Source organism: Woronichinia naegeliana WA131 (genome assembly GCA_025370055.1).
GTDB classification, from domain to species: Bacteria; Cyanobacteriota; Cyanobacteriia; order Cyanobacteriales; family Microcystaceae; genus Woronichinia; species Woronichinia naegeliana.
Genome location: CP073041.1, coordinates 2,698,350 through 2,723,269, shown reverse-complemented (window position 1 = coordinate 2,723,269; position 24,920 = coordinate 2,698,350). Strand labels below are relative to the sequence as shown.

General features: G+C 43.0%; 25 protein-coding genes and 3 pseudogenes. 13 read left to right on the top strand and 15 right to left on the bottom strand.

Annotation, left to right across the window (positions count from 1 at the left end; all coding sequences use genetic code 11):
• Positions 1-3 precede the first annotated feature (3 nt).
• The 5 genes from KA717_13995 to bfr (KA717_13975) form a co-directional block, all read right to left on the bottom strand.
• Complete coding sequence (locus tag KA717_13995) at positions 4-249, bottom strand: type II toxin-antitoxin system HicB family antitoxin (GenBank protein ID UXE63615.1); 246 nt, start codon at positions 247-249, stop codon at positions 4-6.
• 255 nt (positions 250-504) lie between these two features.
• On the bottom strand, positions 505-1,287 hold the full coding sequence (locus KA717_13990; protein UXE63614.1) for an MvaI/BcnI family restriction endonuclease: 783 nt from the start codon (positions 1,285-1,287) through the stop codon (positions 505-507).
• Complete coding sequence (locus tag KA717_13985; protein UXE63613.1) at positions 1,284-2,069, bottom strand: site-specific DNA-methyltransferase; 786 nt, start codon at positions 2,067-2,069, stop codon at positions 1,284-1,286. Before KA717_13985 ends, KA717_13990 begins: the two co-directional genes overlap by 4 nt.
• Positions 2,070-2,184: 115 nt before the next feature.
• Entirely contained in the window at positions 2,185-2,652 is a 468-nt protein-coding gene (bfr, locus tag KA717_13980) for a bacterioferritin (GenBank protein UXE63612.1), read from the bottom strand.
• A 21-nt stretch (positions 2,653-2,673) separates the two neighbouring features.
• Positions 2,674-3,138, bottom strand: a complete 465-nt coding sequence (bfr, locus tag KA717_13975; protein UXE63611.1) for a bacterioferritin — start codon at positions 3,136-3,138, stop codon at positions 2,674-2,676.
• Between the two features lie 156 nt (positions 3,139-3,294).
• Between bfr (KA717_13975) and KA717_13970 the strand changes: the two genes are divergently transcribed.
• A complete protein-coding gene (locus KA717_13970) occupies positions 3,295-3,462 on the top strand; it encodes a (2Fe-2S)-binding protein (GenBank protein ID UXE63610.1) in 168 nt (55 codons plus the stop codon).
• Between the two features lie 40 nt (positions 3,463-3,502).
• Here the strand turns inward: KA717_13970 and KA717_13965 are convergent, their stop codons facing one another.
• From KA717_13965 to KA717_13950, 4 genes are all read right to left on the bottom strand, one after another.
• A complete protein-coding gene (locus KA717_13965) occupies positions 3,503-4,693 on the bottom strand; it encodes a glycosyltransferase family 4 protein (GenBank protein UXE63609.1) in 1,191 nt (396 codons plus the stop codon).
• A gap of 205 nt (positions 4,694-4,898) precedes the next feature.
• Entirely contained in the window at positions 4,899-6,287 is a 1,389-nt protein-coding gene (locus KA717_13960) for an aldehyde dehydrogenase (GenBank protein ID UXE63608.1), read from the bottom strand.
• Positions 6,288-6,350: 63 nt separating this feature from the next.
• The gene (locus KA717_13955; protein UXE63607.1) at positions 6,351-7,028 is read right to left on the bottom strand and encodes a response regulator transcription factor; all 678 of its coding nucleotides are present in this window, start codon (positions 7,026-7,028) and stop codon (positions 6,351-6,353) included.
• Positions 7,029-7,103: 75 nt separating this feature from the next.
• Positions 7,104-7,421 (bottom strand): DUF3067 family protein, encoded by a 318-nt coding sequence (locus KA717_13950; protein ID UXE63606.1) that lies wholly within the window; start codon positions 7,419-7,421, stop codon positions 7,104-7,106.
• Between the two features lie 106 nt (positions 7,422-7,527).
• On the opposite strand from KA717_13950, the gene KA717_13945 reads away from it, so the two are divergent.
• From KA717_13945 to KA717_13930, 4 genes and pseudogenes are all read left to right on the top strand, one after another.
• Positions 7,528-8,844 carry a nitrate/sulfonate/bicarbonate ABC transporter ATP-binding protein gene (locus KA717_13945; protein UXE63605.1) on the top strand — a complete coding sequence of 439 codons (1,317 nt, stop codon included), beginning with the start codon at positions 7,528-7,530 and terminating at the stop codon, positions 8,842-8,844.
• Between the two features lie 106 nt (positions 8,845-8,950).
• Positions 8,951-9,166 carry a hypothetical protein gene (locus tag KA717_13940; GenBank protein UXE63604.1) on the top strand — a complete coding sequence of 72 codons (216 nt, stop codon included), beginning with the start codon at positions 8,951-8,953 and terminating at the stop codon, positions 9,164-9,166.
• 66 nt (positions 9,167-9,232) lie between these two features.
• A pseudogene (locus tag KA717_13935) lies at positions 9,233-10,514 on the top strand (ISKra4 family transposase).
• Between the two features lie 41 nt (positions 10,515-10,555).
• Positions 10,556-12,085, top strand: coding sequence for an ABC transporter permease subunit (locus tag KA717_13930; GenBank protein UXE63603.1), 1,530 nt, complete (start codon positions 10,556-10,558; stop codon positions 12,083-12,085).
• Between the two features lie 339 nt (positions 12,086-12,424).
• Here KA717_13930 and KA717_13925 read toward each other — a convergent pair whose 3' ends face one another.
• The 4 genes from KA717_13925 to KA717_13910 all read right to left on the bottom strand — a co-directional run bounded on the left by KA717_13925 (position 12,425) and on the right by KA717_13910 (position 16,126).
• Positions 12,425-13,969: a serine/threonine protein kinase gene (locus KA717_13925; protein UXE63602.1), complete on the bottom strand. Its 1,545-nt coding sequence runs from the start codon at positions 13,967-13,969 to the stop codon at positions 12,425-12,427.
• Positions 13,970-14,033: 64 nt separating this feature from the next.
• A complete protein-coding gene (locus tag KA717_13920) occupies positions 14,034-14,477 on the bottom strand; it encodes a hypothetical protein (GenBank protein UXE63601.1) in 444 nt (147 codons plus the stop codon).
• A gap of 148 nt (positions 14,478-14,625) precedes the next feature.
• The gene (locus KA717_13915; GenBank protein UXE63600.1) at positions 14,626-15,783 is read right to left on the bottom strand and encodes an anhydro-N-acetylmuramic acid kinase; all 1,158 of its coding nucleotides are present in this window, start codon (positions 15,781-15,783) and stop codon (positions 14,626-14,628) included.
• Positions 15,784-15,823: 40 nt separating this feature from the next.
• The gene (locus tag KA717_13910; GenBank protein UXE63599.1) at positions 15,824-16,126 is read right to left on the bottom strand and encodes a YggT family protein; all 303 of its coding nucleotides are present in this window, start codon (positions 16,124-16,126) and stop codon (positions 15,824-15,826) included.
• Between the two features lie 104 nt (positions 16,127-16,230).
• Here KA717_13910 and KA717_13905 point away from each other — a divergent pair, with 104 nt between their 5' ends.
• Complete coding sequence (locus KA717_13905) at positions 16,231-17,142, top strand: transglutaminase family protein (GenBank protein ID UXE63598.1); 912 nt, start codon at positions 16,231-16,233, stop codon at positions 17,140-17,142.
• 21 nt (positions 17,143-17,163) lie between these two features.
• Here the strand turns inward: KA717_13905 and KA717_13900 are convergent.
• Positions 17,164-19,200, bottom strand: a pseudogene (locus tag KA717_13900) (acylase).
• A 299-nt stretch (positions 19,201-19,499) separates the two neighbouring features.
• Between KA717_13900 and KA717_13895 the strand changes: the two are divergent.
• A complete protein-coding gene (locus tag KA717_13895; protein UXE63597.1) occupies positions 19,500-19,742 on the top strand; it encodes a hypothetical protein in 243 nt (80 codons plus the stop codon).
• On the top strand, positions 19,730-20,608 hold the full coding sequence (locus tag KA717_13890; protein ID UXE64657.1) for an ISKra4 family transposase: 879 nt from the start codon (positions 19,730-19,732) through the stop codon (positions 20,606-20,608). Before KA717_13895 ends, KA717_13890 begins: the two co-directional genes overlap by 13 nt.
• Positions 20,609-20,633: 25 nt before the next feature.
• On the opposite strand, the gene KA717_13885 is transcribed toward KA717_13890, so the two are convergent.
• Complete coding sequence (locus KA717_13885; protein UXE63596.1) at positions 20,634-21,212, bottom strand: phosphoribosyltransferase; 579 nt, start codon at positions 21,210-21,212, stop codon at positions 20,634-20,636.
• 284 nt (positions 21,213-21,496) lie between these two features.
• Between KA717_13885 and KA717_13880 the strand changes: the two genes are divergently transcribed.
• The 5 genes and pseudogenes from KA717_13880 to KA717_13860 all read left to right on the top strand — a co-directional run bounded on the left by KA717_13880 (position 21,497) and on the right by KA717_13860 (position 24,484).
• Positions 21,497-22,255 carry an alpha/beta hydrolase gene (locus KA717_13880; protein UXE63595.1) on the top strand — a complete coding sequence of 253 codons (759 nt, stop codon included), beginning with the start codon at positions 21,497-21,499 and terminating at the stop codon, positions 22,253-22,255.
• Between the two features lie 5 nt (positions 22,256-22,260).
• Positions 22,261-22,539: a BrnT family toxin gene (locus tag KA717_13875; protein ID UXE63594.1), complete on the top strand. Its 279-nt coding sequence runs from the start codon at positions 22,261-22,263 to the stop codon at positions 22,537-22,539.
• Positions 22,520-22,747: a hypothetical protein gene (locus KA717_13870; protein UXE63593.1), complete on the top strand. Its 228-nt coding sequence runs from the start codon at positions 22,520-22,522 to the stop codon at positions 22,745-22,747. Before KA717_13875 ends, KA717_13870 begins: the two co-directional genes overlap by 20 nt.
• Before the next feature lie 123 nt (positions 22,748-22,870).
• Positions 22,871-22,980, top strand: a pseudogene (locus KA717_13865) (hypothetical protein).
• Positions 22,981-23,089: 109 nt separating this feature from the next.
• Positions 23,090-24,484 (top strand): pentapeptide repeat-containing protein, encoded by a 1,395-nt coding sequence (locus tag KA717_13860; protein UXE64656.1) that lies wholly within the window; start codon positions 23,090-23,092, stop codon positions 24,482-24,484.
• Positions 24,485-24,920 lie beyond the last annotated feature (436 nt).

The window sequence follows — 24,920 nt, the reverse complement described above, 5'->3', positions numbered from 1 at the left end:
AATCTATTCCTGATTCAAATCAATTCCTGCAATAACAGGCAAAGTATGACCTAATTTTAAACCCACTAAAACCCAATCTTCAAGCGCAGAACGCAACTCAATCTGACACTCTGCAAAAGTATTTCCAAAAGCAATTACCCCTTGACAATTAGGGATTCTACCAACATAACTACCATCTTCTAATTGTTCAATAGTAGAAATAGTAAGAGCTTCTTGGATATAATCGCTTAAAGCATAGCGAACTAACATTGCTGTTACCTCATCTAGTCGTATCTATTTATTCTACACAAGAACTTGCTTGATTTGATATAAAATATTTTTTTCGAGAGCGATCGCTTTTAGTGAGGTGAAGGGGAAAATGGCGATCGCAGTGGCTTAGTGAGTTACTATCGACAATACAGAACTTATCGGGATCTTAATGTACAATTTTTTCTGTAAGCCTTGCTTAGTAAGCATCTTAGTTTTTTGTCTGTACGCCGTGATCAGGCAAGGTGCTGTATTATACTAAATTTCCTCAGTATGCTCATATAAATCTGGTAAGCGGTTTTGCCGGAGCCGAAATTTTGTACCATGATTATGTCCAGTTCTGGCATCAAAATCTATTAGGATAAATCTCTCTCGCAAGCCTTTTAGAAAACCGTCAAAACTGAAACGACTTAACTTTAAGATTTTCTGATAATGGTAATATTCTAAACCATTTTCTCGTTTGATTTGAGCTTGAACGTAGAAGGAATTTCGTAATTTTGTTCCAGCTTTAGCTGCTAAATCAGCAAACCCCCAATAAGGTTGAGGATTAAGTTCACCTAGCCCAATCCGCTCTTTAACTGATTCAAGCCAGCAAGAGTGTTTATCCGAAACTGATTTATAATCAAAAGAAATTAAAATTTTTTGTTCACTTTCAGCTATTTTTACCTTAAAACCTCTATCACTCGGCGAAAGTCCATGAATGGTTTGGCGGAAGCTCATTTCAGTTGTTGGATATTTTAATCCAGCTTCTTGATGTGGCCAACCATATTTGGGCAATAACAACGAGGGAACAAATTTTAATGCTTGGGGGGATGGTTCAAGATGGAATAGCGTTGTTAATGAACTTGTTCCGATGCGTTGTGTTTTTAATTCCCATTCTGCTGCATTGGGTATCGGTAAATTATTTTCTTTGATTTCCAATAAATCTTCAAGGGTATTTCCTATACCACCATGATTACCTTGTCTTGCATTAAGAATAAAACCCAGATCGCGGATACTTTTGAGCTTTTCAATAAGAGTTTCTTTAGTATAAATTTTCATAATTGTGAAAGATCAAAAAGAGTATTTTGGATTTTCTCTTGACCTAAAATGTTAGGTGTCTTATCAATCCGTGTTTGTGCTGCTTCACAATATTCTGGCGAAATATCAATGCAAATATAATTTCGGCCAAGTTGCTTTGCTGCAACCGCACTAGTTCCAGAGCCTGAGAATGGATCAAGGATAATTTGAGCCGTTGTAGATTCGATACATCGAAAAGGTAAGGCAACAGGAAAAGGAGCAGGATGAGCATTTTTCATTTCTTGTGGAAAATCCCAAACATCACCGTAACCGTTTTTTTTAGATGCTAGTTTAAATTTAGGTTTAGCTATCAAATAAATAACTTCATAAGTTGGGACAAAATAGCCAGGATTAAAATTAAAACCGCCGGCTCTTTTCCAAATAATGATTTGACGAATGGGAAAGTCATTTACAATATCGGCACGATCCTGCATTAAACCAGCCTGTACACGCCACTTGTGATTATAAAAAATTGCACCATCATCCCTTAAAATTCTCATGGCTTCACTAAGGCACTTTTTTTGCCATGTAACATATTCATGATGGGGCATATTATCATGATGATGAGCATATCCATTTTGAAGCGGATTCCCTGCCCAGCGTCCAGTCTTTGTTCCAGCTTTCATGCCATTGCCAGTGGAGTTTTTGAGATTATAGGGTGGAGATGTAACCACTAAATCAATACTTTTGTCAGGCATATATTGCATAATTTCTAAGCAATCACCACAGATTATTTTGTTTATAAAATCTTCAGGATAATTCATACTTATTGATTTTAAATAACAACCATCTCATAGTTCACTTTCGCTACTTCACAAAGCGCGATCATCCTAAATCTTACTTTGTGAAAAGAAAAGACGATCGCCTAACCATGAATGCTTACATTTGAGACTGCAAATAATTCTGCAAGCCAATCTTTTCAATCAAACCTAACTGTTTTTCTAGCCAATAGGAATGATCTTCTTCTGTCTCTGCCAAAATTTTCAGCAAAATGTTACGAGTCTCGTAATCCTGTTCTCGTTCACAGACAGCGATCGCGGTTTTCAGATTGCCAATGACCTGATATTCAAAAGCCAGATCACTGCTTAACATTTCCGGCACTGTTTTGCCAATATTTAAGCCATCCTGCTGGGATAAATCCGGCGTTCCCTCTAAAAACAAAATACGCTCAATCAAGGCCGCAGCGTGTTGAACTTCATCCTGCATCTCATGATTAATGCGTTCATAGAGTTTTGTTAAACCCCAATCGGCATACATTTGGGAATGGGTAAAATATTGATCCCTGGCCGCTAACTCCCCCCGCAAGAGAATCGATAATTGTTGTAAAACTTGATCACTACCTTTCATCAAAAAAATCCTCAAAAATAACTAAACCATTGATTGTAAGAAATTCGCCAAGCCAGTCTGTTCAATTAACCAAAGTTGAGACTCTAGCCAATCGATCTGTTCCTCCGTTTCCTTCACCAGTTTTTCGAGTAAATCCCGACTGACGTAATCCTGATGAGTTTCACAGGTAAGTACACCAGCTACAAGACCGGATCGCATGGACTGACAAACTTGTAGATCATTTCCTAAAATTTCAGGTACATCTTCCCCAATCAGCAACTTGCCTAAATCCTGTAAATTGGGCAATCCTTCTAATAATAAAACCCTTTCAATCAGTAAATCGGCTTGTTTCATGGCTTTGATTGAGTATTTATACTCGCGCTGATTCAGATGCTCAAGTCCCCAACTGCCACACATCCGAGCGTGTAAAAAATACTGGTTAATAGCGGTCAGTTGACCCTTAAGGGCTTCATTGAGTTGACGCTTTACATCTGGATGACCTTGCATACGGTCTTGTCTCCCTAGAACTTTTACAATCTTTGTCTATCATACTTGACGGCTGGAATATTTTTCGGGATAATGAGAATTACTTGCAATAAAGGACTGACGTTTACCCCTTAGCCCACTCCATTATTGCCTTTCTCCAGATAGAGCTAATTAACTATGTATATTTGCGTATGTCATGCTGTTACAGAAAAGGAAGTTCGCAAAGCGATCGCGGCGGGCATGTCTTCTGTAGCTCGGTTATCAGAACAGACTCGCCTAGGAACCCAGTGCGGTTGTTGCACCAATCAGGCTGAGGAAATTATTGCCCAAAGTTCTCAAGTCTAAAAAGCAGATGAGACGAGGGTTGGTTAAAGGCTTGAATTTTTTAATGCCACTGAACGTTGCTTCTCTCCTCGAAAACCTGTTGATAAACGGCGATCGTTTGCTTCGCTAATTTTTCCCAACTAAAGCGTAAGTCCAAATCTTGATACGCATTTTCGACTAATATCTTGCTCGAATCAGGATTTTTCAAGACTTCAACAATTCCCCAGGCCAGGGAATCGGGATTATTGGTCTGAGTCACAATCCCCGTTTGACCATGTTGAACGACTTCTGCTAATCCCCCTGTATTAGAGACAACCACCGGCACTCTGGCAGCAAAACTTTCCAGGGCTACAATGCCAAAGGGTTCATACAAGCTGGGAAATACGGCACAATCTGCTACCGTTTGAAACTTATCAAGATCTTCGTCCGACATAAAACCAGTGAAATAGCATTGCTCCCAAATCCCTAAATTCCAAGCCAACTGTTTGAGGCGATCGGTATCTCCTCCACCGATAATAATAAATTTGACATGGTTATTGAGATGCTGTAGAACTTGAGGGGCAGCGGTTAACAAGACCGAAACCCCTTTTTCATAGGTCATACGGCCAACGTAATAAACGATTTTTTCATAATCGTGGGCAAAACGACGACGAAATTCCTGATAGTCAATATTGGGATCTCGCTTTTTTTTGTCGGGACGAATGCCATTGTAAATCATGCTCATTTTGTCCCAGGGCGTACCAAAGACACGTTGCAACTCATGACGCATATAATTACTACAAACAATGATTCGCCAAGCATTGTAGATTAAGATCCCTTCTTTGCTGGCAATGTAGCGTTGTGTATCATTATAAAGTCCGTTATAGCGGCCATGCTCAGTGGCATGGATAGTGACAATTAAGGGAATTTTGAAGTGATGTTTTAGGGAAATGCCCGCATCTCCCACTAGCCAATCATGGGCATGAATGAGGTCAAATTTTCCCTTTTGAGCAATCAGACTTTGGCTCTGCTGATCCATACTGAGGTTCATATTAGCAACCCAGTGAAAAAAGTCATTGCCAGAGGGGACGACGACTCGATAAATATGAATCCCTTCCACCAACTCATAGCGAGGTGCGTTCTCAAATTCCACTGTCAACAAATGGACTTCATGGCCCAATTTGACAATTTCTGGATAGAGTTCTGCTACGTGTCGAGCAATTCCGCCTACAATTCGAGGTGGAAATTCCCAAGCTAACACCAGGATTCTCATCAATTTGCCCGTCCTTCGCTTATCCTCACGTTCACTCAATATAACTTCATACTGATTTTGATGGGATAGAAAACAATCCCCAAATTTCCAAAATTTTTACGAATTCTTCCATCATACTATTTTTGCTCACCTTGGACTTCATTCAGAATTTTCTAAATTTTACTCAACAAATAGTGCAATTCATAGGACGAGATAGGGTGGGTCGTTAACCTAATAAACGCTGAATCCATTTCAGTTTATGGAGATAGGGGGGAAAGCGCAGATTAAATTCTAACCATAGTCCACGTTTTAGTACGCTTTTGTGGTGAGAAAAGGTGTCAAAACTGGCTTTACCGTGATAGGAACCCATGCCACTGGAACCGATCCCCCCAAAGGGCAGACTGAGGGCTGAAAACTGTAGCAGGGTATCGTTAAAACAAATACCGCCGGAAGACGTTCTGGTTAAAACCTTTTCTTGTTGGTATTGATTCTGGGAAAAGAGGTAGAGAGCTAACGGTTTGGGACGTTCATTGATGAAAGCGATCGCGGAGTCTAGGATGTCATAGTCAAAAATGGGTAGGATCGGCCCAAAAATTTCGCTTTGCATGATGGGAGCCGTCGGGTCAACATTGATCAGCAGCGTGGGAGCCAAATAACGGCTTTGGGCATCCCATTCACCACCGCAAAGAATGTCACCATCTGCTAAAAACTGCCTTAAACGCTCTAAATGTTGAGCATTAATTAGACGACAATAATCGGGACTTTGGGCAGGATCTTGACCATAAAATTCTCGAATACAGGTAGTTAGAGCAGCCAAAAGCGGCTCTTGAATGGCTTGATGGACGAGCAAATAATCGGGGGCGATACAGGTTTGGCCGGCATTTAAGAATTTTCCCCAGATGATCCGTTTAGCCGTTTCTTGGATATCAATATCTGGTTCCACAATGCAGGGACTTTTACCGCCTAATTCTAAGGTAACGGGAATAAGCTGTTTAGCAGCCGCTTCCATGACTATTTTGCCGACATGGGTACTACCCGTAAAGAAGATATGGTCAAATTTCTGGGCTAATAGGGACTGACTGGTTTCCACTCCTCCCTGAATCACTCGGATGTGCTGAGGAGAAAAGTTTTCGTTAATTAAATGAGTTAACAATGCGGAAGTGGCTTCACTCATTTCCGACGGTTTAATGATTACACAGTTGCCGGCGGCGATCGCGCCAATGAGAGGGGTTAAAACCAAGGCAAAGGGATAATTCCAGGGACTTAGAATCAAAACCACACCGAGGGGTTCGGCATAGCGTTGCGCTTGAGCGGGAAAAAGAGCTAGATCGGTGCTAACGGTTTGAGGTTTCAGCCATTGCTTGAGGTGTTTCAGGGCGTGATCAATTTCTTGCAGGACGGGACGAATTTCACCAATATAGGCTTCTAGTTGGGGTTTATTGAGATCGGTTTTTAAGGCAAGTTCAATCTCGGCTCTATGCTCAAGAATAAGTGCTTTTAGTTTGCGTAATTGAGCCAGTCGAAAGGCTAAAGGTAAGGTTACACCCGATTGAAAATAGGCTCGCTGCTCGGCAATCAAAGTAGTAAAAGAGAGCGTAGAAGTGACGGATTGCATACAACTTAACCCCCAGATTTATCCAAAAAATTCATTCAAAAAAAGCCATGTCCAAAACTGAGATTAACCAATTAGTCCCGAACGAAGAGCATAAACCGCCGCCTGGGTACGATCATCAGCGCAAAGTTTATTTAAAATATTCCGAACATGGGTTTTAACGGTTCCCACTGTAATAAATAATTGCTTGGCAATTTCGGCATTACTACAACCATTAACAATCAGTTGTAAGACTTCTAGCTCCCTTTCCGTCAGGGGATAGGGCTGGGGACTATCCTTGAGAGTATCTGGTGTGGTTGCCGGGGGAGATTGGGGTTCCCGCCAATGGGAAAGAACAATACGAGCGATCGCCGGATCCAGCCAAGCATTTCCTGCCTGGGTTGCCTTCAGAGCTTCCGACAGCAAATCTAGACGAATATCCTTCATACAATAGGAATCGGCTCCGGCACTAAAGGCCGCTAATACGGACTCTTCTTGGTGATTGAGAGTTAAAATCAAGATCTTAATGTCACTACCATTGGGCAAATGCTTGATTTGCCGCGTTAACTCAATGCCATCCATATCGGGCAGTCCCAGATCGATAATAGCAATGTCCGGCTGAACAGACTGTAATAGGGCTAAACCAGCTTGTCCACTATGGGCCTCTCCTAACCAAATGATTTCTGCTTCCTGAGCCAAGTTTGTTCGCAATCCTAAACAAATTAAATCATCATCTTCAATCAAGACAATTTTTATTTTACTCATCCTTGGTGTTTTTCTCCATCAAAATAGAACTAAAAATAGAATCACAATTAAAGTAAATCTCAAGTTACATTCAGGTTAAATTTCCTTTAAAATCCACTCCGATGCGCGTTGTCCCAGATCCAGAGGGATACTCACGGCTTTACCCAATCGAGGTTGCTCTTTTGTCTTGGCCAAGAAAACTCTTACTTGTTCACTACTGCCCCAAGCCTCTAGATAGAAAGCGATCGCATTCAAATGTTCAAAATATTCCTGTTCAGAAAGCGGAAAGGAAACCTGTTCTAGATATTTCCACATGATCTGGACAAAAATTTTGCCTTTAACTTGACGCAACTGGATATCATAGGAACGGCCCCATTTAGCGAACAATAGTTGATGGAGTTCTTGTCCTGTCATGCTGTTTCGATCTGACGAGAGCCTAAAGCGTGTTTAGATTAGCAAAAAATTGCCTTTTCACCACAGGTAATTGTAACCCCTTCGCGAATAGAGGTTGGTCTCAACGATGAAAGAAACGCTTATTGCTCTAGAAAATGTTACCAAGTCCTATCTTCAGCCCAACGGACAAACTATCTCGATTTTGGATGCCATTAGTTTAGAGATCCCCACGGGAGAAATTGTGGCACTATTGGGGCCATCGGGTTCGGGCAAATCTACCTTGATGCGCATGATTGCCGGTCTGATCCCACCGAGTACAGGGCAAATTAAGTATCATCAACGTCCTTTAGTGGGCTTAAATCCAGGGGCGGCGATTATTTTTCAAAACTTTGCGCTTTATCCCTGGCTAACGGTGCTCGAAAATGTGGAATTGGGACTGAAGGCTAAGGGAGAACCCCTGGCCACTCGACAGAAAAAAGCCCTGCACATGATTGATGTAATTGGCCTAGATGGCTTTGAGAACGCTTATCCCAAGGAATTGTCAGGAGGAATGCGGCAACGGGTCGGGTTTGCTAGGGCTTTAGCGGTGGAGCCAGAATTGCTTTGTATGGATGAACCTTTTTCGGCTTTAGATGTACTTACGGCTGAAAACCTACGGATTGAATTATTGGATCTCTGGTTAGAAAAACGAATTCCGACTAAAACTATTTTGATTGTCACGCATGGGATTGAGGAAGCGGTGATGTTAGCCGATCGCATTCTCATTTTGGGTAGAAATCCTGGTCGAGTTAGGGCTGATTTTCCGATTAAATTGGCCCATTACCGTGATCGCAAAAGTCCAGCTTTTGAGGCTTTGGTGGATCAGGTTTATCGCATTATTACCAATCCCGACCAAGAAGATATTCAGCCCATTCTTAGCCCCAATCAAGCCAAACAGAAAACGGTGGAAAAATCCCAATCCTTACCCCTGGTGAGAATTGGTGCGGTAGCGGGTTTTATTGAACTGTTAGAAGATCGTCAAGGGGATTTATATCGTTTAGCCCAGGAATTACTGTTAGAATTAGATGATATTGTTCCCATTATCGAAGCCGCTAAAATGATGAAGTTGTTAACCCTCAAAGAAGGGGATATCTATCTAACGGCAATGGGTAAACAATTTATTGAAGGGGACATTGACGAACGCAAACATTTAATTCGGCAATCCATTTTAGATAATATCCGTCTTGTCCAACAAATTAAACGCTTATTAGATGCTAATCCGAGTCAACGCATTTCGGAAGATTTAATCCTAGAAATTCTTGAAGTTAATTTTAGTCCTGAAGAGTCTAAAAAACAATTAAAAATGGCGATCGATTGGGGACGTTATACCGAGTTGTTTGGTTATGATGAACCCGCAGGTGCAATCTATTTAGAACAAGCTCCCGAACCAGCCGCGATCGCCTAAGCTTATTTTTAGCGTATGCTTTCTTTAGCATTGTTTATATAATATCTGTCTGTCAATACTGTCAATTATCAATTATCCACTGTCAATTATCAATTATTCACTAAAAATGCCCCGTCCCCTTACGCCCGATAATCAAATCCCTGATCGCCGTCTTTGGAATTGGCAAGATGGTCTGATGATGATGCTCATTTTTGCCGTCATGATTCTGATTATTAAAACGGCTACTCAATTTAATACGAGTTATGATCCCCATGTGGTTATTAGCACGAGGCTTTCTGCTTTGCCTGGCTATACTCTGCAAACCCTACTCAGAAGGGTGTGACCTTTAGTTGATGAAGGAAAAGAAAAGTGTTAACATGGGATGAAAAGTGACAAAGAGGAAACAATGATGACAGCAAAACTAATTAATGTAGAGGGTTCAAAGATAAAAATAGAACTAACATTAGAACTCAGTCGTTCAATGTTGGATACAGAAATAAATATTCAAAAAGGCTTAAACGAAGTAGGTTGCATCGCCAGCAAAGAAGCCTTGAAATATTTAGATACAGATGGTTCACCCTTAAAAATCGGTGAAGAAATCTGGAAGAGTAAGGGAGAGCAACCGAAAGAATATCAAACACCTTATGGTGAGGTTATAGTGAATCGTCATGTATATCAGCGTTCACCTTTGAGGAAAAACGTATTGCCCCTTAGAAAGAGAAGCAAGGATAATCATAACATCAACGCCATTATTGGCAAAACAGGTATCCTCAAAAATGTCAGGGATGGCAGGCAAAGAGGTGAAAAATGATTTATTAGAAAATCATGGTAGAAAAGTAGCGCTATCCTATATCCAAAGATTGAGTGAAGCAGTAGGAAGTGTGGTACAGGCAAAAGAAGAAGCGTGGAGTTATGCCCCGCCCAAGGAGGATAGCCAAATTGCAACAGTGGGAATAGGATTAGATGGAACCTGTATGCTGATGTGTGAGGATGGCTACCGTGAAGCAATGGTGGGAACCGTTTCCCTATACGATAGTGAAGGCGAACGTCAACATACAATCTATCTAGGTGCGGCACCAGAGTATGGAAAAAAGAGTTTTCTAGAAAGATTAGAAAGAGAAATTGAGCGAGCGAAAAACCGTTATCCAGAGGCAACATTGGTCGGGATAGCAGACGGGGCAGAATCAAATTGGAAGTTTTTAGAAAAGCAAACGGAAGAACAGATATTAGATTTCTATCATGCCTCTGGTTACTTAGGTGCCTTGGCAGAAGCGTTGCATCCGAATACCGTGTCAAAACAAAAAGAATGGTTGACTGAAAATTGTCGAGAACTCAAGCATGAAAAAGGAAAAGCAGGAGAACTGCTAAATCTGATGAAAGAAGTCAAAGAAGAAAAAAGTCATTCTAAGAATCTTACCGAGAAACTACAAGCGGCGATTACTTATTACGAGAATCATCAGCATCAAATGGATTATGCTGAATACTTAGAGAAAAAGTATCCGATTGGTTCAGGTGTTACGGAAGCAGCTTGTAAGACGTTGGTCAAACAACGATTATGTTGTTCAGGGATGCGATGGAAGGAAAAAGGAGCAGGAATTATTTTGAGCCTACGAGCTTTGGTATTGACCAAGGAACGATGGAGTCAATTTTGGGCAAAACTTGATCAATATGGGTTCCCTGTAGAACCCTGATTACAACAGCTTTTATCAACTAAAGGTCGCACCCACTCAGAATGGCGATCGCCTATTTTATTTCCTTAACATTTACCCTGATTTATGCCTATACAGCCTACCGTTTTCGCTTTGCCGCTAGTGTTTTGATTCCTTTACTCGATATTTTACAATCAATTCCCGTCCTTTCTTTTTTACCTGGTGTGGTTTTAGCCCTCATTTCTCTTTTTCCTGGTCAAAGAATCGGCATTGAAATTGCTGCGGTCTTATTGATTTTTACTGGTATGACCTGGAATATGGTCTTTAGCTTTTATCAATCTCTGTGCAGTATTCCAACCGAATTAAAAGAAGCGGCAAAAGTATTTAGGCTGAATGCTTGGCAACGTTTTTGGACATTAGAATTACCCGCAGGGGCGATTGGCTTAGTTTGGAATAGTGCTATGTCGATGGCGGGAGGATGGTTTTTTTTGATGGCAATTGAATCCTTTAATTTAGGAGGAGAAAATTTCAAATTACCGGGTCTTGGTTCCTATCTTTCAACCGCAGCGAGTCACGGCAATTGGCGATCTATTTTTGCCGGTTTAGGAGTCTTGATCTCCATTATTATTGCTATCGACTTTTTTATCTGGCAACCTCTCATTGCCTGGGCAGAAAAGTTTAAATATCAAACCCAAAATACTCAAGATGCTCCTCAATCCCTCATTTTAGATTTTTTACAGGCTTCACCAACCCTCAGAGCCATTGGCCAACAGGTACAAGAAATTCAGTCCGTTGTTGATCAGGCGATCGCTGTCAAATTCTATCCCGTTAGTTTGCCGCAGCAAGTATCAGGAACATTCACAATTACACGTTGGTTAAATTGGCTATTTTTAAGTGGATGTACTGTTATCATCCTCTGGGGAATTTGGGAAGGAACGTTACTATTAAAAATGGTGGATTTTGCTGAGTGGAAAATCATTATTAAAGGCGCGATCTTAACGGCTCTTAGAGTCATCACCGCCTTGATTCTCTCTCTTCTCTGGACAGTTCCGGTTGGGGTGGCGATCGGGCGTAATCCTCGCATTGCTCAATTCTTACAGCCATTGGTACAAATTGCTGCTTCGGTTCCAGCGACGGCCTTATTTCCGGTTTTATTACTGGCTCTGATCAATTTTGGCGGTGGCCTACAGATCGGTTCTGTCGCTTTAATGATGTTAGGAACCATGTGGTATATTCTCTTTAATGTGATTGCCGGTGCCCAAGCGATTCCGTCAGAACTTTTTGAGGCTGCTAAGGTTTATAAATTATCCCTCATTCAACGCTGGCAGAATTTGATTTTACCAGGCATTTTTCCCTATTTAATGACCGGCATAATTACAGCCGTGGGTGGTGCTTGGAATGCTAGTATTGTCAGTGAATATGTGGAATTTAAGGGAAAACTATTAACCACATCCGGCCTAGGAGAAACGATTTCCCAATCAACTGCTAGTGCGAACTATCCGGTGTTATTAGCTGCAACGGCGGTAATGTCTTTTTTGGTGGTTTTAACCAATCGTTTAGTCTGGCATCCCCTTTATCGTTTAGCGCAGGAAAAATACCAACTTATGGTCTAATAAGATGAGTAGAACAATCTCAACCAACCAATTCTATATTCTTAGGACGGTGATGCTTGGCCCTTATCGAGCGATATTTCCAGATAAAACCACCCAACATCAAAGCGGCGGCGCTCATTCCCCCTATTTCTCTTGGCTCAGGAACTGCCTGGCTAATCACTGTATCTAAATTACTACTATCCCCATCACTGGTAGTATTTTTGCGAGGAGAGGATGGGGGGCTGTTTGAATCATTGTTTTCAGATGGCAGAGTAGCACTATTTTGCTCTAAAGTACTGAGAGCCTTTTGAAATAGAACTGAGACTGTTGGCGATCGCGTTAAACAAGTTCTCTCAATTACTATAATCCTGACACTTCCTTATTAAAGGAAGGATTAACCGTCGAAAGTTTGGCAATAATTTTAGGTTTAAGCTTTTCAAATTCCTGTTTCAGTAATCGTTTCGTAATTTGGGGTTTACCACCTTCAATGGTTTGGCTCGTCATTGCCCATTCCGTTAACAGCTTGTACTGATTAGGGGCGATCGTTGCCGGTAAAACTTCCTGACAACGTTGGGGATTTTCAAAGGAAAAAAAGAGCAACCAATAATTTCCTGATTGGCCCAAAAGATTGGCAAAACGCTGACCAGATGAGGTTTTTAAATCTAGATAGCAGGGAAGCCAACGGGGGCCATATTCTTTGTGGTATAACACCGTAATCCAGAGAATCATCGGATGAGGATTTGTCACCATCAGAAATTGGTTATAGCGAATACTCGTCATTCGGGTCAAAACATCTTCTTGATCCAACATCACCCAAAGGCTGGCAAATGTGCCTTCTGCCGCCCTTAAAACATGGGGAAAAACGATTTTTTGATGGGGCTTATCAGTTGGCCAGCCCATTTGTTTACAGAGTTCTTGAATGGGGAGTAGTTTCTTTTGGGCAGACGGTTGAGATGGGGCAATAATTGTCGGCTGGGAATCGGCGGGATCATCAAAGCTAATCCTACCAGGGGGAATGGCGGGTGTTACCAGAGAAGCCTCGATCGCTTCCAAAGCTCTTAGTACATCATCAACGGTTTGGGGACGATCTTTGGGTGCTTTAGCCAAACAGCCCATAATCAAAGCTTCCAAGCTAGGTGGTACGTGATGGCTAGGATGAATGGATTGAGGCTTCGTATGGTGATGCACCTCATACCAACTACCAAAGGAAGAACTGGTGGGAAAAAGAGGCATTTCTCCGGTGAGCATTTCGTACATCATAATGCCCAAACTATAGATATCAGAACGATTATCTAGTTCTTTTCCTTCCATTTGTTCGGGGGAACAGTAGGCTAACGTTCCCATAAAAGCTTGGGTTTGAGACTCTTCGGCTTGTACCAGTTTGGCGATACCAAAATCCAAAATTTTAACCAGTTCTCCCAAAGCGGCATCCTGTACCAACAGAATGTTACTGGGTTTAATATCCCGATGCACAATCGGACAGATTTCTCCCTGAAATAAAATTCCCTTATGGGCGCATTCCAATCCAAAGCAAATCTGACGACAAATTTTGATAAAACGCTCTACGGGTAGGGGACGATATTTGATAATGTCGCCAATACTGTCCCCTTGTAAAAATTCCATGACATAAAAGGGGATTTCCTTTTCATCCAGACCATAATCCCGTACTCGAACAATATGAATACTTCTTTCCCCCAATAAGGCGGAGATGGTGGCTTCCCGTTCAAAACGTTCCTTCATGCGATGGTTGAGCAGGGCTTGGGAAAGAAATTTGACCGCAACGGTTACACCCCCTAATAGCTTATCCTCGGCCCGATAAACCTGGCCCATCGCACCACTACCAACCAGGTCAATTAGTTGATAGCGATTGGCAAGTAAACGGCGGTGTCTAGACTCTGGTGGCATAATTCAAGAGGCCTGGGTTCAAAAAAAGGAAACAAAAAGGCAGAGTTTAAATTGTGAGGTAATTTTAGGCTTGCCGTTCTAAAATAGCTTCCATTGTACTTGTTAAGTAATGACCAGCTAAAATACCACTGGCTAGATGATAGCGATTATCGCTAAGACGGTGAAAAGTCTCAAAGCCACTTCGACGTTGGCGATCGCCGAGAACCCAATAGCGTTGAATAATTGAATCGGGTGCAATCCAACCTTCCCCTTCAACTCGGCCTAGCACACTTTGCTGGAGAACGTAGCTATATTGACGTTCTTCTCCATTGAGACGACCTCGATACTGAAAGGAGATCTCCGGTAACTCACTTTCTGGGAAAACGAGCTTCGTTACCATCGTAAACCAATCTTCCTGATTCCAGGCAACAATCGTACGTCCTTTAACTGGAATCGGCATTTGATTGCGTTCGAGCCAAGAACCTTCAATATTCCAGCGTCCTGCTGCCATCAAAAAGGTGTGTGTCAAAGCACCACTCCTTAAAACTGTATTATAGAAATCAATTTACACTTCTTCTAATTTAGTATTCCCTGAGCATTCTAGAAAGTAGCATTTTGTTTTTCTCAAGGTTATCAGACTTTACAAAAAAGATGGATTTAGGGCTTTAACCACTGCCTTAGCCCCATGGCAAGTGAATATCCCCCAGTAATTGAGGCTGTTTTGCTCCTGTCACCTGGGGCAGATTACCTGGAAAATGATCCTGAAACCGCCAGTAAGCCAACACCGCAAAAGCGATCGCCTCTTTAAAATCGCTATTGAGTCCTTGGTCATCGGTGGTTATCAGAGTTGTTTGGGGGCCGAGATGAGTCTTTAATCGTTCCCGCAGATAGAAATTATGACTGCCGCCGCCACAAAGGAGAACCGTATCTGGTAAGCGAGGCAAAAAGTGTCGATAATTTTCCACCACTGATAGGGCTGTTAATTCCGTTAAAGTGGCCAGAAAATCGGACTCGCTGAGGGGATAGGATTGAGCTTCTGTCCAGCAATGGGTCAGATAAAGTTCGCCAAACAATTCGCGGCCAGTGGATTTAGGAGGGGGCTGTTTAAAAAAATCCTGTTGTAACCATTGATGAACGAGAGTATCACAGGGTTGGCCCTGGGCAGCCCATTCTCCCCCCCCATCGTAGGTTTGCTGGCCCTGGGTAAATTTTTGTACCGCTAGATCGATCAGCACATTGCCTGGCCCCGTATCCCAGCCTGTAATGCCCTCTTGCCAATGGGTCTGGGATCTGGCCGGTAGATAGGTGACGTTACCAATACCGCCCAAATTCTGAACGCAACGGTGTTCCGTGGGATGGCTCAACAGACAAGCATCAATTTTAGAAACCAGGGGCGCACCTTGTCCTTCTGCCGCAATATCCGCTTCCCGAAAGTTGCTAATGGTAGGCAATCCCGTCAAATGGGCAATCACTTCTCCCCGTCCCAATTGCCAGCTATAACCCAGGGTCTGGAAAGTCGAAGGGTTAGGCGGACGATGAAACACGGTTTGGCCATGGGAACCGATCAAAACGGCTGGCGGCATCTCGGCTTGAATGGTTTGGGCGGCTAGGGCAAATTGAACGGCGATCGCATCATCTAGAGAAGCCAGATTTTCTAGGCTCACTAAAGCTCCATCGCAGAGTTCCAAAATTTCCGTGCGTAAATGGGGAGGATAGGGATAGGTGGCTCCCTTGAGCAAACTAACGGTCAGATCTAACCCTGATCCCTGAATTTCCACTAGACAAGCATCAATACCATCAACGGACGTACCACTCATTAAGCCAATGCAATACACAGTCTGGATTCTCCCTAGGGCTTATTCAAAATCATGGTGCTTAAGGTGTTGCCTGAAAAGATAGACCGAGGGTTAGAATCCCCTGTTGTCCGATCAAAATTTCCCGCAATAGGGTAAAAATGCCGACCCAAATGATCGGGGCAATATCCACACCACCCAAGGGCGGAATAAGCTTACGAACCGGAATTAATAGGGGTTCCGTTGGCAGGGCAACCAATCGCCAGGGCATTTTGGTTAACTCGATCTGGGGATACCAGGTTAGAATGATCCGAAAAATGAACAAAACCGTCATCAAGGCCAAGAAAATACCAAGACCATTAACAGCAAGCTGGGCAGGATTCATTGTCAATTTTTGCCATTGTGAAATGAATAGAGTTTTAGTTTACCAAAAAGCCTGGGTTTTACAATCCAGTCCTGATTTCAGAATGCTCCTTCGAGGTTGAAAACGTGCTTTATCAGATCCACCATCATACCCAGTATCATTATCATCAGGCAGTATTATTAAAGCCTCAAATCCTCCGCTTGCGCCCCCGTTCTGATGGCTGGCAATCCCTACAAAATTTTGCCTTAACCGTCAATCCTGAACCAGGGGGAATCAGTGTGGTTAATGATTTAGATGGTAATTGTCTTCAACGTCTTTGGTTTTCTGAGCCGACAGAACAGTTCAGTTTAACGGTTGATTCTTTGGTAGAAACCCATATTCAGAATCCTTTTAATTTTTTGCTGGAAGCCTGGGCTTTGCAGCTACCCTTTGATTATCCCACCTCGCTCTATCGACAGTTACAACCCTATTGGCAATCCTATGGTATTCACCCCGATCCCTCCGCGATCGCCTTGGGCCAGGAAATTGCCCAGGACAGCCAGCGTAACCCTTTATTATTCCTCTCTACCTTGACTCAACGACTGCATGAAAACTGTAACTATACGGTGCGAGAACAAGGTCAACCCTGGGAAGCTGGTGTGACCTGGCAAAATAAATTAGGTTCCTGCCGAGATCTGACCGTACTGTTTATGGAAGTGTGTCGCTCCGTTGGTTTAGCAGCCCGTTTTGTCAGTGGTTATCAAGAGGGAGATCAGGATATTGCCGACTGGGAATTACACGCCTGGGCAGAGGTTTATTTGCCTGGGGGAGGATGGCGCGGTTACGATCCTACTCATGGTTTAGCCGTCAGCGATCGCCATATTGCCTTGGTAGCCAGTGCGATTCCGGCCTATTGTGCTCCGGTTTCAGGAGATATTACCCCGCTTCATCCGGCTTTAAAAAAGCAAAAATTACCCCCTGCCCAGATGACGAACAGAGTGAAAGTGACGGTTCTAAACCCCAGTGAAGGGCAACAGTGGCAAAGTCAAAGTTATTAAAGTTTTGTCCCAGATCCAAAGCTACTTTAAAACCTCTTGCAATTCCAAATGGGCTAAAATTTCTTCTCGTTGTCGCCATACAGGACGCAATTGATTTTTGCCGTAGAGGGATAGCTGATCGCCGAGGTGGGGAGATTGGGGTTGGCTGGCATTGCCATAGACCAGCAGGGTTTGGGCCTGAATGGGTTCGGAGAAGGCGATCGCCGCAATATAGCTATCCCCAAAATTGACCTCATACTTTTGTTCTGAATTGGTTTTAAAGTTGAGCACCCGTAAACTGCCCAGTTCACCAGGCGCACCGATCGCCGGTTGATGATATTTTCCTTGCTGCATTGTCACCACTTCTCCCCAGGTGACATCGAGTTTGCCATAGAGTAACTGGGTTTGGGCTGCCACCCCCTCTAACACCGCCAGGGCAATATTGATATTGGCCAAGCCGGAAGGCGTTTGTAGGGGATTATCGGCTTGCCAGGGTTTGGAAAAAATTTGCTGGGGACTTAAGGTCATAGCCCAGAGCATAAATAGGACGGCTCCCTTGCTGTCAGCATTGGCCTGATGATCCCATTTTTTTAAAACCGCCGCCGCTTCGATGCCGATGGGATTGGCCAACATATTGGCCGCTGGAATGAGGAGGTGCAAAATTCGATCCGCCATTTCTAAACGGGTTGAAAATTTCTCTTTAATCAGGTCGGCTAAACTGGATTTTCCTGATTTTGAGAGTATTTTGAGCGATCGCTGTGTCCGAAAAATTTCTGGGGCAGCTTCTAGGGTGGGGGGAGCGAGATCGGGCGGATAATCCTGGGGATCTAATAACGAGGGCAAGGTGCTTGTCCAGGGCGGATCATTGGTATTTTGTAACCAACCGCTTTTCGGGTTGAGCAGTTTGGGTAAAGCTTCATAGGGAAGGTATTCTGTCCAAAGGGTTTTGTCCGTATCGCCTGCTTGAATTTTGTGCCAGCTTTGCCAAGTGCCACCGGCTCGTTTGGGCGCGATCGCATTGTAGAGATAAAAAATATTGCCCAGGCGATCGCTGTAAAGCACATTAAAGAGGGGAATCTGTAACTTTTGCCAAGCTGTTTCAAAACTGGCCAGATTCTGCGCCTGGGCCATCTGCCAAAATTGTTCAATACCGTAGGGACGATCTAAACCGGCCACCCGTAACGCATAGGCGTGATCCTTCTGTTGAGCAATTACAACTCCTTGAACACTGTGACGCACTTCCCATTCCAACTCCTGATAACCGCCATTGCTTTGACGAATTTTGAGATGCTCGGTCTGACTCTCGAAGGGACGCACTTCGCCATTCCACAGATAACCGTCTCCCTGAAGCGTTAATTCATAAATATTGGTATTGTGGGGATCATTGAGGGTTAAACTCCAGCCTAAGTCGTCATTAAAGGCGATCGCTGGCACTGGCATTCCCACTAACGTCGCGCCATAGACATTGATCCCAGGGGCTATTAATTGGGCTTCGTACCAACGATAAACCCCTGACCAGGGTAAGTGAGGATTGGCTAACAGCAGAGCTTTATTAGATTGGGATTTTGATGGAGCGATCGCCCAGGCATTAGAGCCATTTTTGGGTGAGGCGGCCAAGGTTTGAGCTTTAATGGCCTCTAGCTGTTCAGCATTGGTTAAAAACTCAAAATAGAGTACCCGTTGTCCGTGAGCAACCACATCAACTCCGGTAATCGGTAACACGGCTTGCAATTCGGCAGGAATTTCCTGGGGATGCTGGGCCACATAACGATTAATCCCCTAAGCAAAGGACTCTAAATTGTCCTGCATGGTTTGGCTTTGGAGTTGATACCATTGCTTGGCCCGCTCTGGAATGCCCATCATACGGATATATTGATCATTGGCTAAATAGTTAATACCCCAATATTCAGAAGCTTTGCCCCGCGATTCTCCGTAAAGTTTGAGCAGTAAATTACCGTGACTATGGGTTTGCGCCCAACCAAAGGCTTCAAAGAGCGATCGCTGATTTTGACCATAGATATGGGGAACTCCCCAACTATCCCAAAGGATTTCGGTTTTGGTTGTCCCCAGGGCCGGCATTGACCGCCAGACAGAGATTATAAAAATTAAACTGAGAATGGTTAAAATAACGCTTTTTAACACCCAATCTCCTTGGCCTTGAGTTTCTTGTTTGGCTCTCTTCAGGTTACGTTAGTTATGAGGTCTTAAGAACGAAGCGGTAAGGGGTTGGCTTGAGCAAGATAGCGTTGTACTTCTTCATCCTCTACCTGTTGAAAATTTTCGTACCAAAGACTAATGGAATGGAGGGGGTCAGGTTGAATTGGGTACATCCCGGATAAAGTAGTACATAGAATCTGGGGTAAAATGGAAAAAAACTGATGAGCGAAAAAAGTATGTTACCGATTCCCCCAGAAGAAAAAGCACTGTTAAAACAGCATCTCACCGAATCAGCCCGTATCTTGCGCAAATATACGGAACCAGAGAAACAGAAGGACTTTGGAAGCATCGAAGTAGAAGTCAGAACCCAGATGTTAGAAATTGTGGGGCCAACAATGGGGGAGTTTTTTTTTCAGAAGGGGGAAAAAAACGGTCTGGAAACAAGCGAAAAATCAAAACCCTAGTCGGAGAAGTGGAAATAAGCCAAAAACAAGCCAGAAAACTAAAGGTGTCGCCAAAAATCGTCTTAAGTCCAGGTTTAGAGAAATGCTGTCTAAGAGCCAGTGCGAAAACATCCTACCAACAAGCAGAAGAAGATATAGAGGAGTTGATGGGGATAAAAGTAGGACATAGCAGTTTACATCGCTTGGTAGAACGGACAGAACTGCCCTTAGCTCAAGCTCAGTCAGAGAGTGCGGGGGTCAGTATAGATGGGGGAAAGATTTGTCTGCGGGGCGAGGAGAAGGAAGGGGGACAGTGGCGAGATTATAAACTGGTGAGTCTTCATGGCAATGTCTGTGAAGCCTTTTTCCAAGACCCAGAGGGCTTAAAGAATTGGAGCAATGTTCAACCTTTGTCCCCAATAGTGACCTTTTTGGGAGATGGTCATCCCGGAATCTGGAATGCGGTAGAGAGTTTCGCCACTCAATCGTGGCTGATACGACGAGAGGTGTTGGATTGGTATCATCTCAAGGAGAATCTGTTCAAAGTGGGTGGCTCTCTCAAACGGCTAGAAGCAGTGGAGCATTTACTGTGGCGGGGTTTTGTGAACAAGGCAATAGATGCGTTTGATGGAGTCAAAAGCAAGAGGGCAAAGAATTTTCAAGCCTATTTGACGAAGCATTATCAGCGTATCCCTGATTACCAATACTATCAACAGCTTGGTATTGTGATTGGTTCTGGTGATGTGGAGTCTAAGATTAAACAGGTGGGAGCTAGGGTTAAATTGTCGGGAGCACGTTGGCATCTTCATAATGTTTCTCGTATTCTTCGGCTACGATGTGCTTATCTCAATCACTCTCCTCTTTTGAGTGTCAATGTATTATCTTAAGTCTCCTCTTTTGAGTGTCAATGTATTATCTTAAGTGGGATGCACCCGGTTGAATTAAACAAACAACTTCATCCACTAGGGTTTGCAACAAGTGATAAATAGCAGGAGCAACAACGGGAACGGCAACAATTAAAGTGCGGGGATTTTGGGATTGAATGGCCGCGATCGCCGCTTGCATGGTAGCTCCGGTGGCAATGCCATCATCGACCAAAATAATAATGCGATCTGAGAGATTCGGAAAAGGTTTCTGGCCTCGATAACAATGGGCACGGCGTTCCAGTTCTTGCTGTTCTTGCTCTACAATAGAGGCAATTTGAGCCGCAGTAATCCCTAACCAATTAACAATATCGGGGTTCATGACTTGAATGTTACCGCCAGCGATCGCGCCCATTGCTAATTCTGGACGTTCCGGTGCGCCTAGTTTGCGGACTAAACAGAGATCTAAGGGAAAATCCAAAGATTGGGCGATGGGAAAGGCAACAGGAACACCACCTCTGGGCAAGGCGAGAACTAAGCCATTAGAGCAATTTTGATAGGTTTGTAGTTTTTGGGCCAAATTTTGACCGGCAATAACCCGATTGGGAAATCGTTGATAGTTTGACATGATTCCCTCCTTTTGGCAGTCTCATAATCTCTTGATAGCTAATTTAAATCAGTCATAAACTCTTGTGGAATAGGCTTCTAGCCTGTTACGGGTAAATTGTGCGAAAAAAGCTAAAATTTTATCAAAACTGGGAGTTTACCTTGCTCCATTTTTAAGCTAAGGAAGCCAGACCCTAGAGACAGTCTTTGTTTTTAGAATAACAATTTTTCCTGAAATTCGTTAAACTGATAAGACTAAGATACTAAAAGCCCCTAGCGGTTCTGACCTGATAATATTTTCTATCTATGCAATTTTTGTGTCCCGAACCCTTTAATCCTAATTTACCGGCCTTAATTTATTTACCTGGCATGGATGGGACAGGTCAGCTTTTCCATCGTCAATCTTCAACCTTGGCCAGATTTTTTAATATTTATTGTCTGTCCTTGCCAACTAAAGATAAAAGTACCTGGCAATCCTTAAGCCAAAATATTTGGGATCTGTCTCATAAAGTTATCGGCGATCGCCCTATTCATCTTTGTGGAGAATCCTTTGGCGGTTGTCTGGCTCTCCAGTTAGCTCTCAATGCGAGTAAAAGTGTTGAACAATTAATTTTAATTAATCCGGCTTCTTCTTTTTCTCGCTATCCCTGGTTAAGTTGGGGGGTTAGTTTAACGCGATCGCTGCCTATGGCTTGGCATTCCACCACTACCCTAGGTTTTTTACCCTTTTTAGCCGCTTTGGATCGTATTGAATCCGGCGATCGTCGTCAATTGTTGCAGTCTATGCGATCGGTTTCCCCTGATGTGATCAGTTGGCGTTTAGGGTTATTACAAAATTTTGCCCTAGCCCCTCAAGCTATACAAAACTTCGAGTCACCGACCCTAATTTTAGCCAGTCGTAATGATCGTTTATTACCCTCAGTCACAGAAGGTCAACGCCTACAGTCTCTCTTTCCCCATGCCAAGTTTCAAGTCCTACCCTATAGTGGTCATGCTTGTTTGTTGGAAAAAGATCTAAGTTTAACGGAAATTTTTGATCAACAAGGTTTTTTACCTTTATCCTAATAAATATGGCGTTTGAATGGGATGAGAAAAAAGCTGCTGCTAATCTTAAGAAGCATGGCGTTGACTTCGAGGAAGCGAAAACCGTTTTCGACAATCCTCTAGCCGTTATCTTTTCCGATCAGTTACATTCTACGGATGAGCCACGAGAAATCATTATCGGTCACTCTCGGCGTAATCGATTACTTGTCATTGTCTTCACGGAACGATATCCTAAAATCCGTATTATTACTGCCCGTCTAGCTACTTACCAAGAGCGTAACAATTATGAACGAAATATCATTTGATACTACTAAACCAACGGATAATCTGGATGATATTCTTCCTGAATACAATTTTGATTATCGTCAGGCAAAACCTAATCGCTTTGTTCCCCAAAATGAAGAACAACAATTAAAGGTTATTGTTTTGGATGAAGACGTTGCTAAGATATTCAAAACACCTGAATCTGTCAATAAAGTTCTCAGAGCCTTAATTGAAGTGATGCCATCATGATCATAGTTCCAAAATTACCATTAAAGCAAGTTCGTTAGACAACGATTTTACCAAAGCAAGGGAAATTTTTGATCAACAAGGTTTTTTGCCTTTATCCTAATAGCAGATATTCGCTGATGGACTATGAAAGCAGCCGAAGTTATTGAACAGTATAAAAATGGGCGGAGAGATTTTCAAGGGGAATCTTTGCGGGGTTGTAATTTTAAAAAGCAGGATTTGAGCGGGGCTGATTTTAGTGGCTGTGATCTTCGTGGGGCAAATTTTAGTCGGGCCAATTTGACGGAGGCGAAGTTTGAAGGGGCAAAGGCTGGATTACAAAAGCGATCGGTGATAATTTTGCTATTGGCGGCGTTGGTATTAATGATAATTTCGAGTTTTTTCTCTACCATAAATTCAATTCTTATTAGCTACCTTTTTGATGAATCAAGAACAGACATTCAGATAGCAAGTTGGGTCAGCTTAATTTTTCTTTTGTTCTTTTGCGTTTTCACCTGGCGAAAAAATATTTTAGCAGGAGCAATGGCAGGAGCAGTAGCAGTAGCAATAGTAGGAGCATTATCAAGTTTACTAGTAGCAGAAGCAGGAGGAGGAATACTAGTGGCAGGAGGAGTAGCAATAACACTAGCATTAGTAGCAGGAGTTTCAGTAGCGATAATGGCAACAGTACTGGCACTAGTAGGAGTGGAAAGAGCAGTAGTAGGAATAGCAGGAACGGTGATAGTAACAGTAGCAGGAGGAGTAGGAGTAGCATCATTAAGAGTAGGAGTAAGAGAAGTAGCAACGGCAGTAGTAGTAACCTTGACGCTTTTCTTCTGTTACACTGGTTGGTTAACTCTTAAAAAAGAACACCGCGATCCCTGGTTACGCAGAATTGTCATTGCCTTTGCTGGCCTTGGCGGAACCTCATTTTTTCATGCCAACTTAACCGCCACTGACTTTACGGGAGCAACTTTAAAAAGTACCAATTTTAATCAAGCAATCCTGAATAAAACGATCTTTAAACAAGCGATTAAATTAGAATTAGCCCGCCCTGGCAAAACTTTATTAGTTAATCCTCAAGTCAGAGAATTATTGATTAATCCCAGTACAGGCGCAGGACAGGATTTAAGCAAAGCCGATTTACGCGGGGCCAATCTCGACGGAGCCAACCTACAAAAAACCAATTTACAGTTAGCTGATCTCAGTCAAGCCAGTTTTAAATATGCCAATTTACGAGAAGCCAATCTCACCGAAGTTAACGCCGTTAATGCTGATTTAAGCCATGCCACTTTAACAGGAGCCTGTGTAGAAAACTGGAATATTGATGCCACTACTCAACTCGAAAATATAGATTGCCAATACGTTTATCTTCTCAATAACCAAAAAGAACGTCGTCCCAGTAGCGGCGAATTTGAGCCAGGGGAATTTACCCAACTGTTTGAAGAAGTTTTCGACACCGTTGATCTCATTTTTCGGGATGGCATGGACTGGAAAGCTTTAATGAATACCTTCAAAGAAGTGCAAGTTCAAAACGAAGATACGCCTCTCCAGGTGCAAGCCATTGAAAATAAAGGTAATGGAGTCTTTATCGTCAAAGTTCATGTTCCTCCCGATGCCAACAAAGAAAAAATCCATCAAGAATTGACTGAAATTTATCAAATTAAAGCCCAATTAACAGCCCAAGACGAACAGTTAAAATTTTTACGAGAACAGAACACCGACCTGATGCAGATTATTAAAATTCAAGCCAATAACTAGACCAAAGTTGAGATTAGTTATAATAAACAAGATCAAAGCCAAGCCATTAACGTCGGCCAAGACCTCACCATCGAGGCCAAAGACTCCACCGTTAACCTCCGCGACATCCATTAAAACTCAAGCAATCCCCCTTACCGAGGCTACTGTGTACACGCATCTCCTTGCATCCCTAGAAGTTTGATCCCACTGCCTGCGGCATCCCCCTTAAAAAGCTACTGTGTACACACATCTTGAAAAAGACACGCTTTGAGGTTTGATCCCCCTAAATCCCCCTTAAAAAGGGGGACTTAAAACCGTTAATTTGTCTTCCCCCTTTCAACACTGTTCGTTACGCAAATCTCCTAATAAAAAAACTCAAAGCCATACACAGCAAGCTTGTCATATTCTCCCCCCTTTTTAAGGGGGGTTGGGGGGGATCGAGATTCGGCAAGGGTTT

What these genes read in the sequence shown, in the direction of transcription:
- KA717_13995 (UXE63615.1), bottom strand. Translation starts at nt 249, where the DNA reads ATGTTAGTTCGCTATGCTTTAAGCGATTATATCCAAGAAGCTCTTACT.
- KA717_13990 (UXE63614.1), bottom strand. Translation starts at nt 1,287, where the DNA reads ATGAAAATTTATACTAAAGAAACTCTTATTGAAAAGCTCAAAAGTATC.
- KA717_13985 (UXE63613.1), bottom strand. Translation starts at nt 2,069, where the DNA reads ATGAATTATCCTGAAGATTTTATAAACAAAATAATCTGTGGTGATTGC.
- bfr (UXE63612.1), bottom strand. Translation starts at nt 2,652, where the DNA reads ATGAAAGGTAGTGATCAAGTTTTACAACAATTATCGATTCTCTTGCGG.
- bfr (UXE63611.1), bottom strand. Translation starts at nt 3,138, where the DNA reads ATGCAAGGTCATCCAGATGTAAAGCGTCAACTCAATGAAGCCCTTAAG.
- KA717_13970 (UXE63610.1), top strand. Translation starts at nt 3,295, where the DNA reads ATGTATATTTGCGTATGTCATGCTGTTACAGAAAAGGAAGTTCGCAAA.
- KA717_13965 (UXE63609.1), bottom strand. Translation starts at nt 4,693, where the DNA reads ATGAGAATCCTGGTGTTAGCTTGGGAATTTCCACCTCGAATTGTAGGC.
- KA717_13960 (UXE63608.1), bottom strand. Translation starts at nt 6,287, where the DNA reads ATGCAATCCGTCACTTCTACGCTCTCTTTTACTACTTTGATTGCCGAG.
- KA717_13955 (UXE63607.1), bottom strand. Translation starts at nt 7,028, where the DNA reads ATGAGTAAAATAAAAATTGTCTTGATTGAAGATGATGATTTAATTTGT.
- KA717_13950 (UXE63606.1), bottom strand. Translation starts at nt 7,421, where the DNA reads ATGACAGGACAAGAACTCCATCAACTATTGTTCGCTAAATGGGGCCGT.
- KA717_13945 (UXE63605.1), top strand. Translation starts at nt 7,528, where the DNA reads ATGAAAGAAACGCTTATTGCTCTAGAAAATGTTACCAAGTCCTATCTT.
- KA717_13940 (UXE63604.1), top strand. Translation starts at nt 8,951, where the DNA reads ATGCCCCGTCCCCTTACGCCCGATAATCAAATCCCTGATCGCCGTCTT.
- KA717_13930 (UXE63603.1), top strand. Translation starts at nt 10,556, where the DNA reads ATGGCGATCGCCTATTTTATTTCCTTAACATTTACCCTGATTTATGCC.
- KA717_13925 (UXE63602.1), bottom strand. Translation starts at nt 13,969, where the DNA reads ATGCCACCAGAGTCTAGACACCGCCGTTTACTTGCCAATCGCTATCAA.
- KA717_13910 (UXE63599.1), bottom strand. Translation starts at nt 16,126, where the DNA reads ATGAATCCTGCCCAGCTTGCTGTTAATGGTCTTGGTATTTTCTTGGCC.
- KA717_13895 (UXE63597.1), top strand. Translation starts at nt 19,500, where the DNA reads ATGAGCGAAAAAAGTATGTTACCGATTCCCCCAGAAGAAAAAGCACTG.
- KA717_13885 (UXE63596.1), bottom strand. Translation starts at nt 21,212, where the DNA reads ATGTCAAACTATCAACGATTTCCCAATCGGGTTATTGCCGGTCAAAAT.
- KA717_13880 (UXE63595.1), top strand. Translation starts at nt 21,497, where the DNA reads ATGCAATTTTTGTGTCCCGAACCCTTTAATCCTAATTTACCGGCCTTA.
- KA717_13875 (UXE63594.1), top strand. Translation starts at nt 22,261, where the DNA reads ATGGCGTTTGAATGGGATGAGAAAAAAGCTGCTGCTAATCTTAAGAAG.
- KA717_13870 (UXE63593.1), top strand. Translation starts at nt 22,520, where the DNA reads ATGAACGAAATATCATTTGATACTACTAAACCAACGGATAATCTGGAT.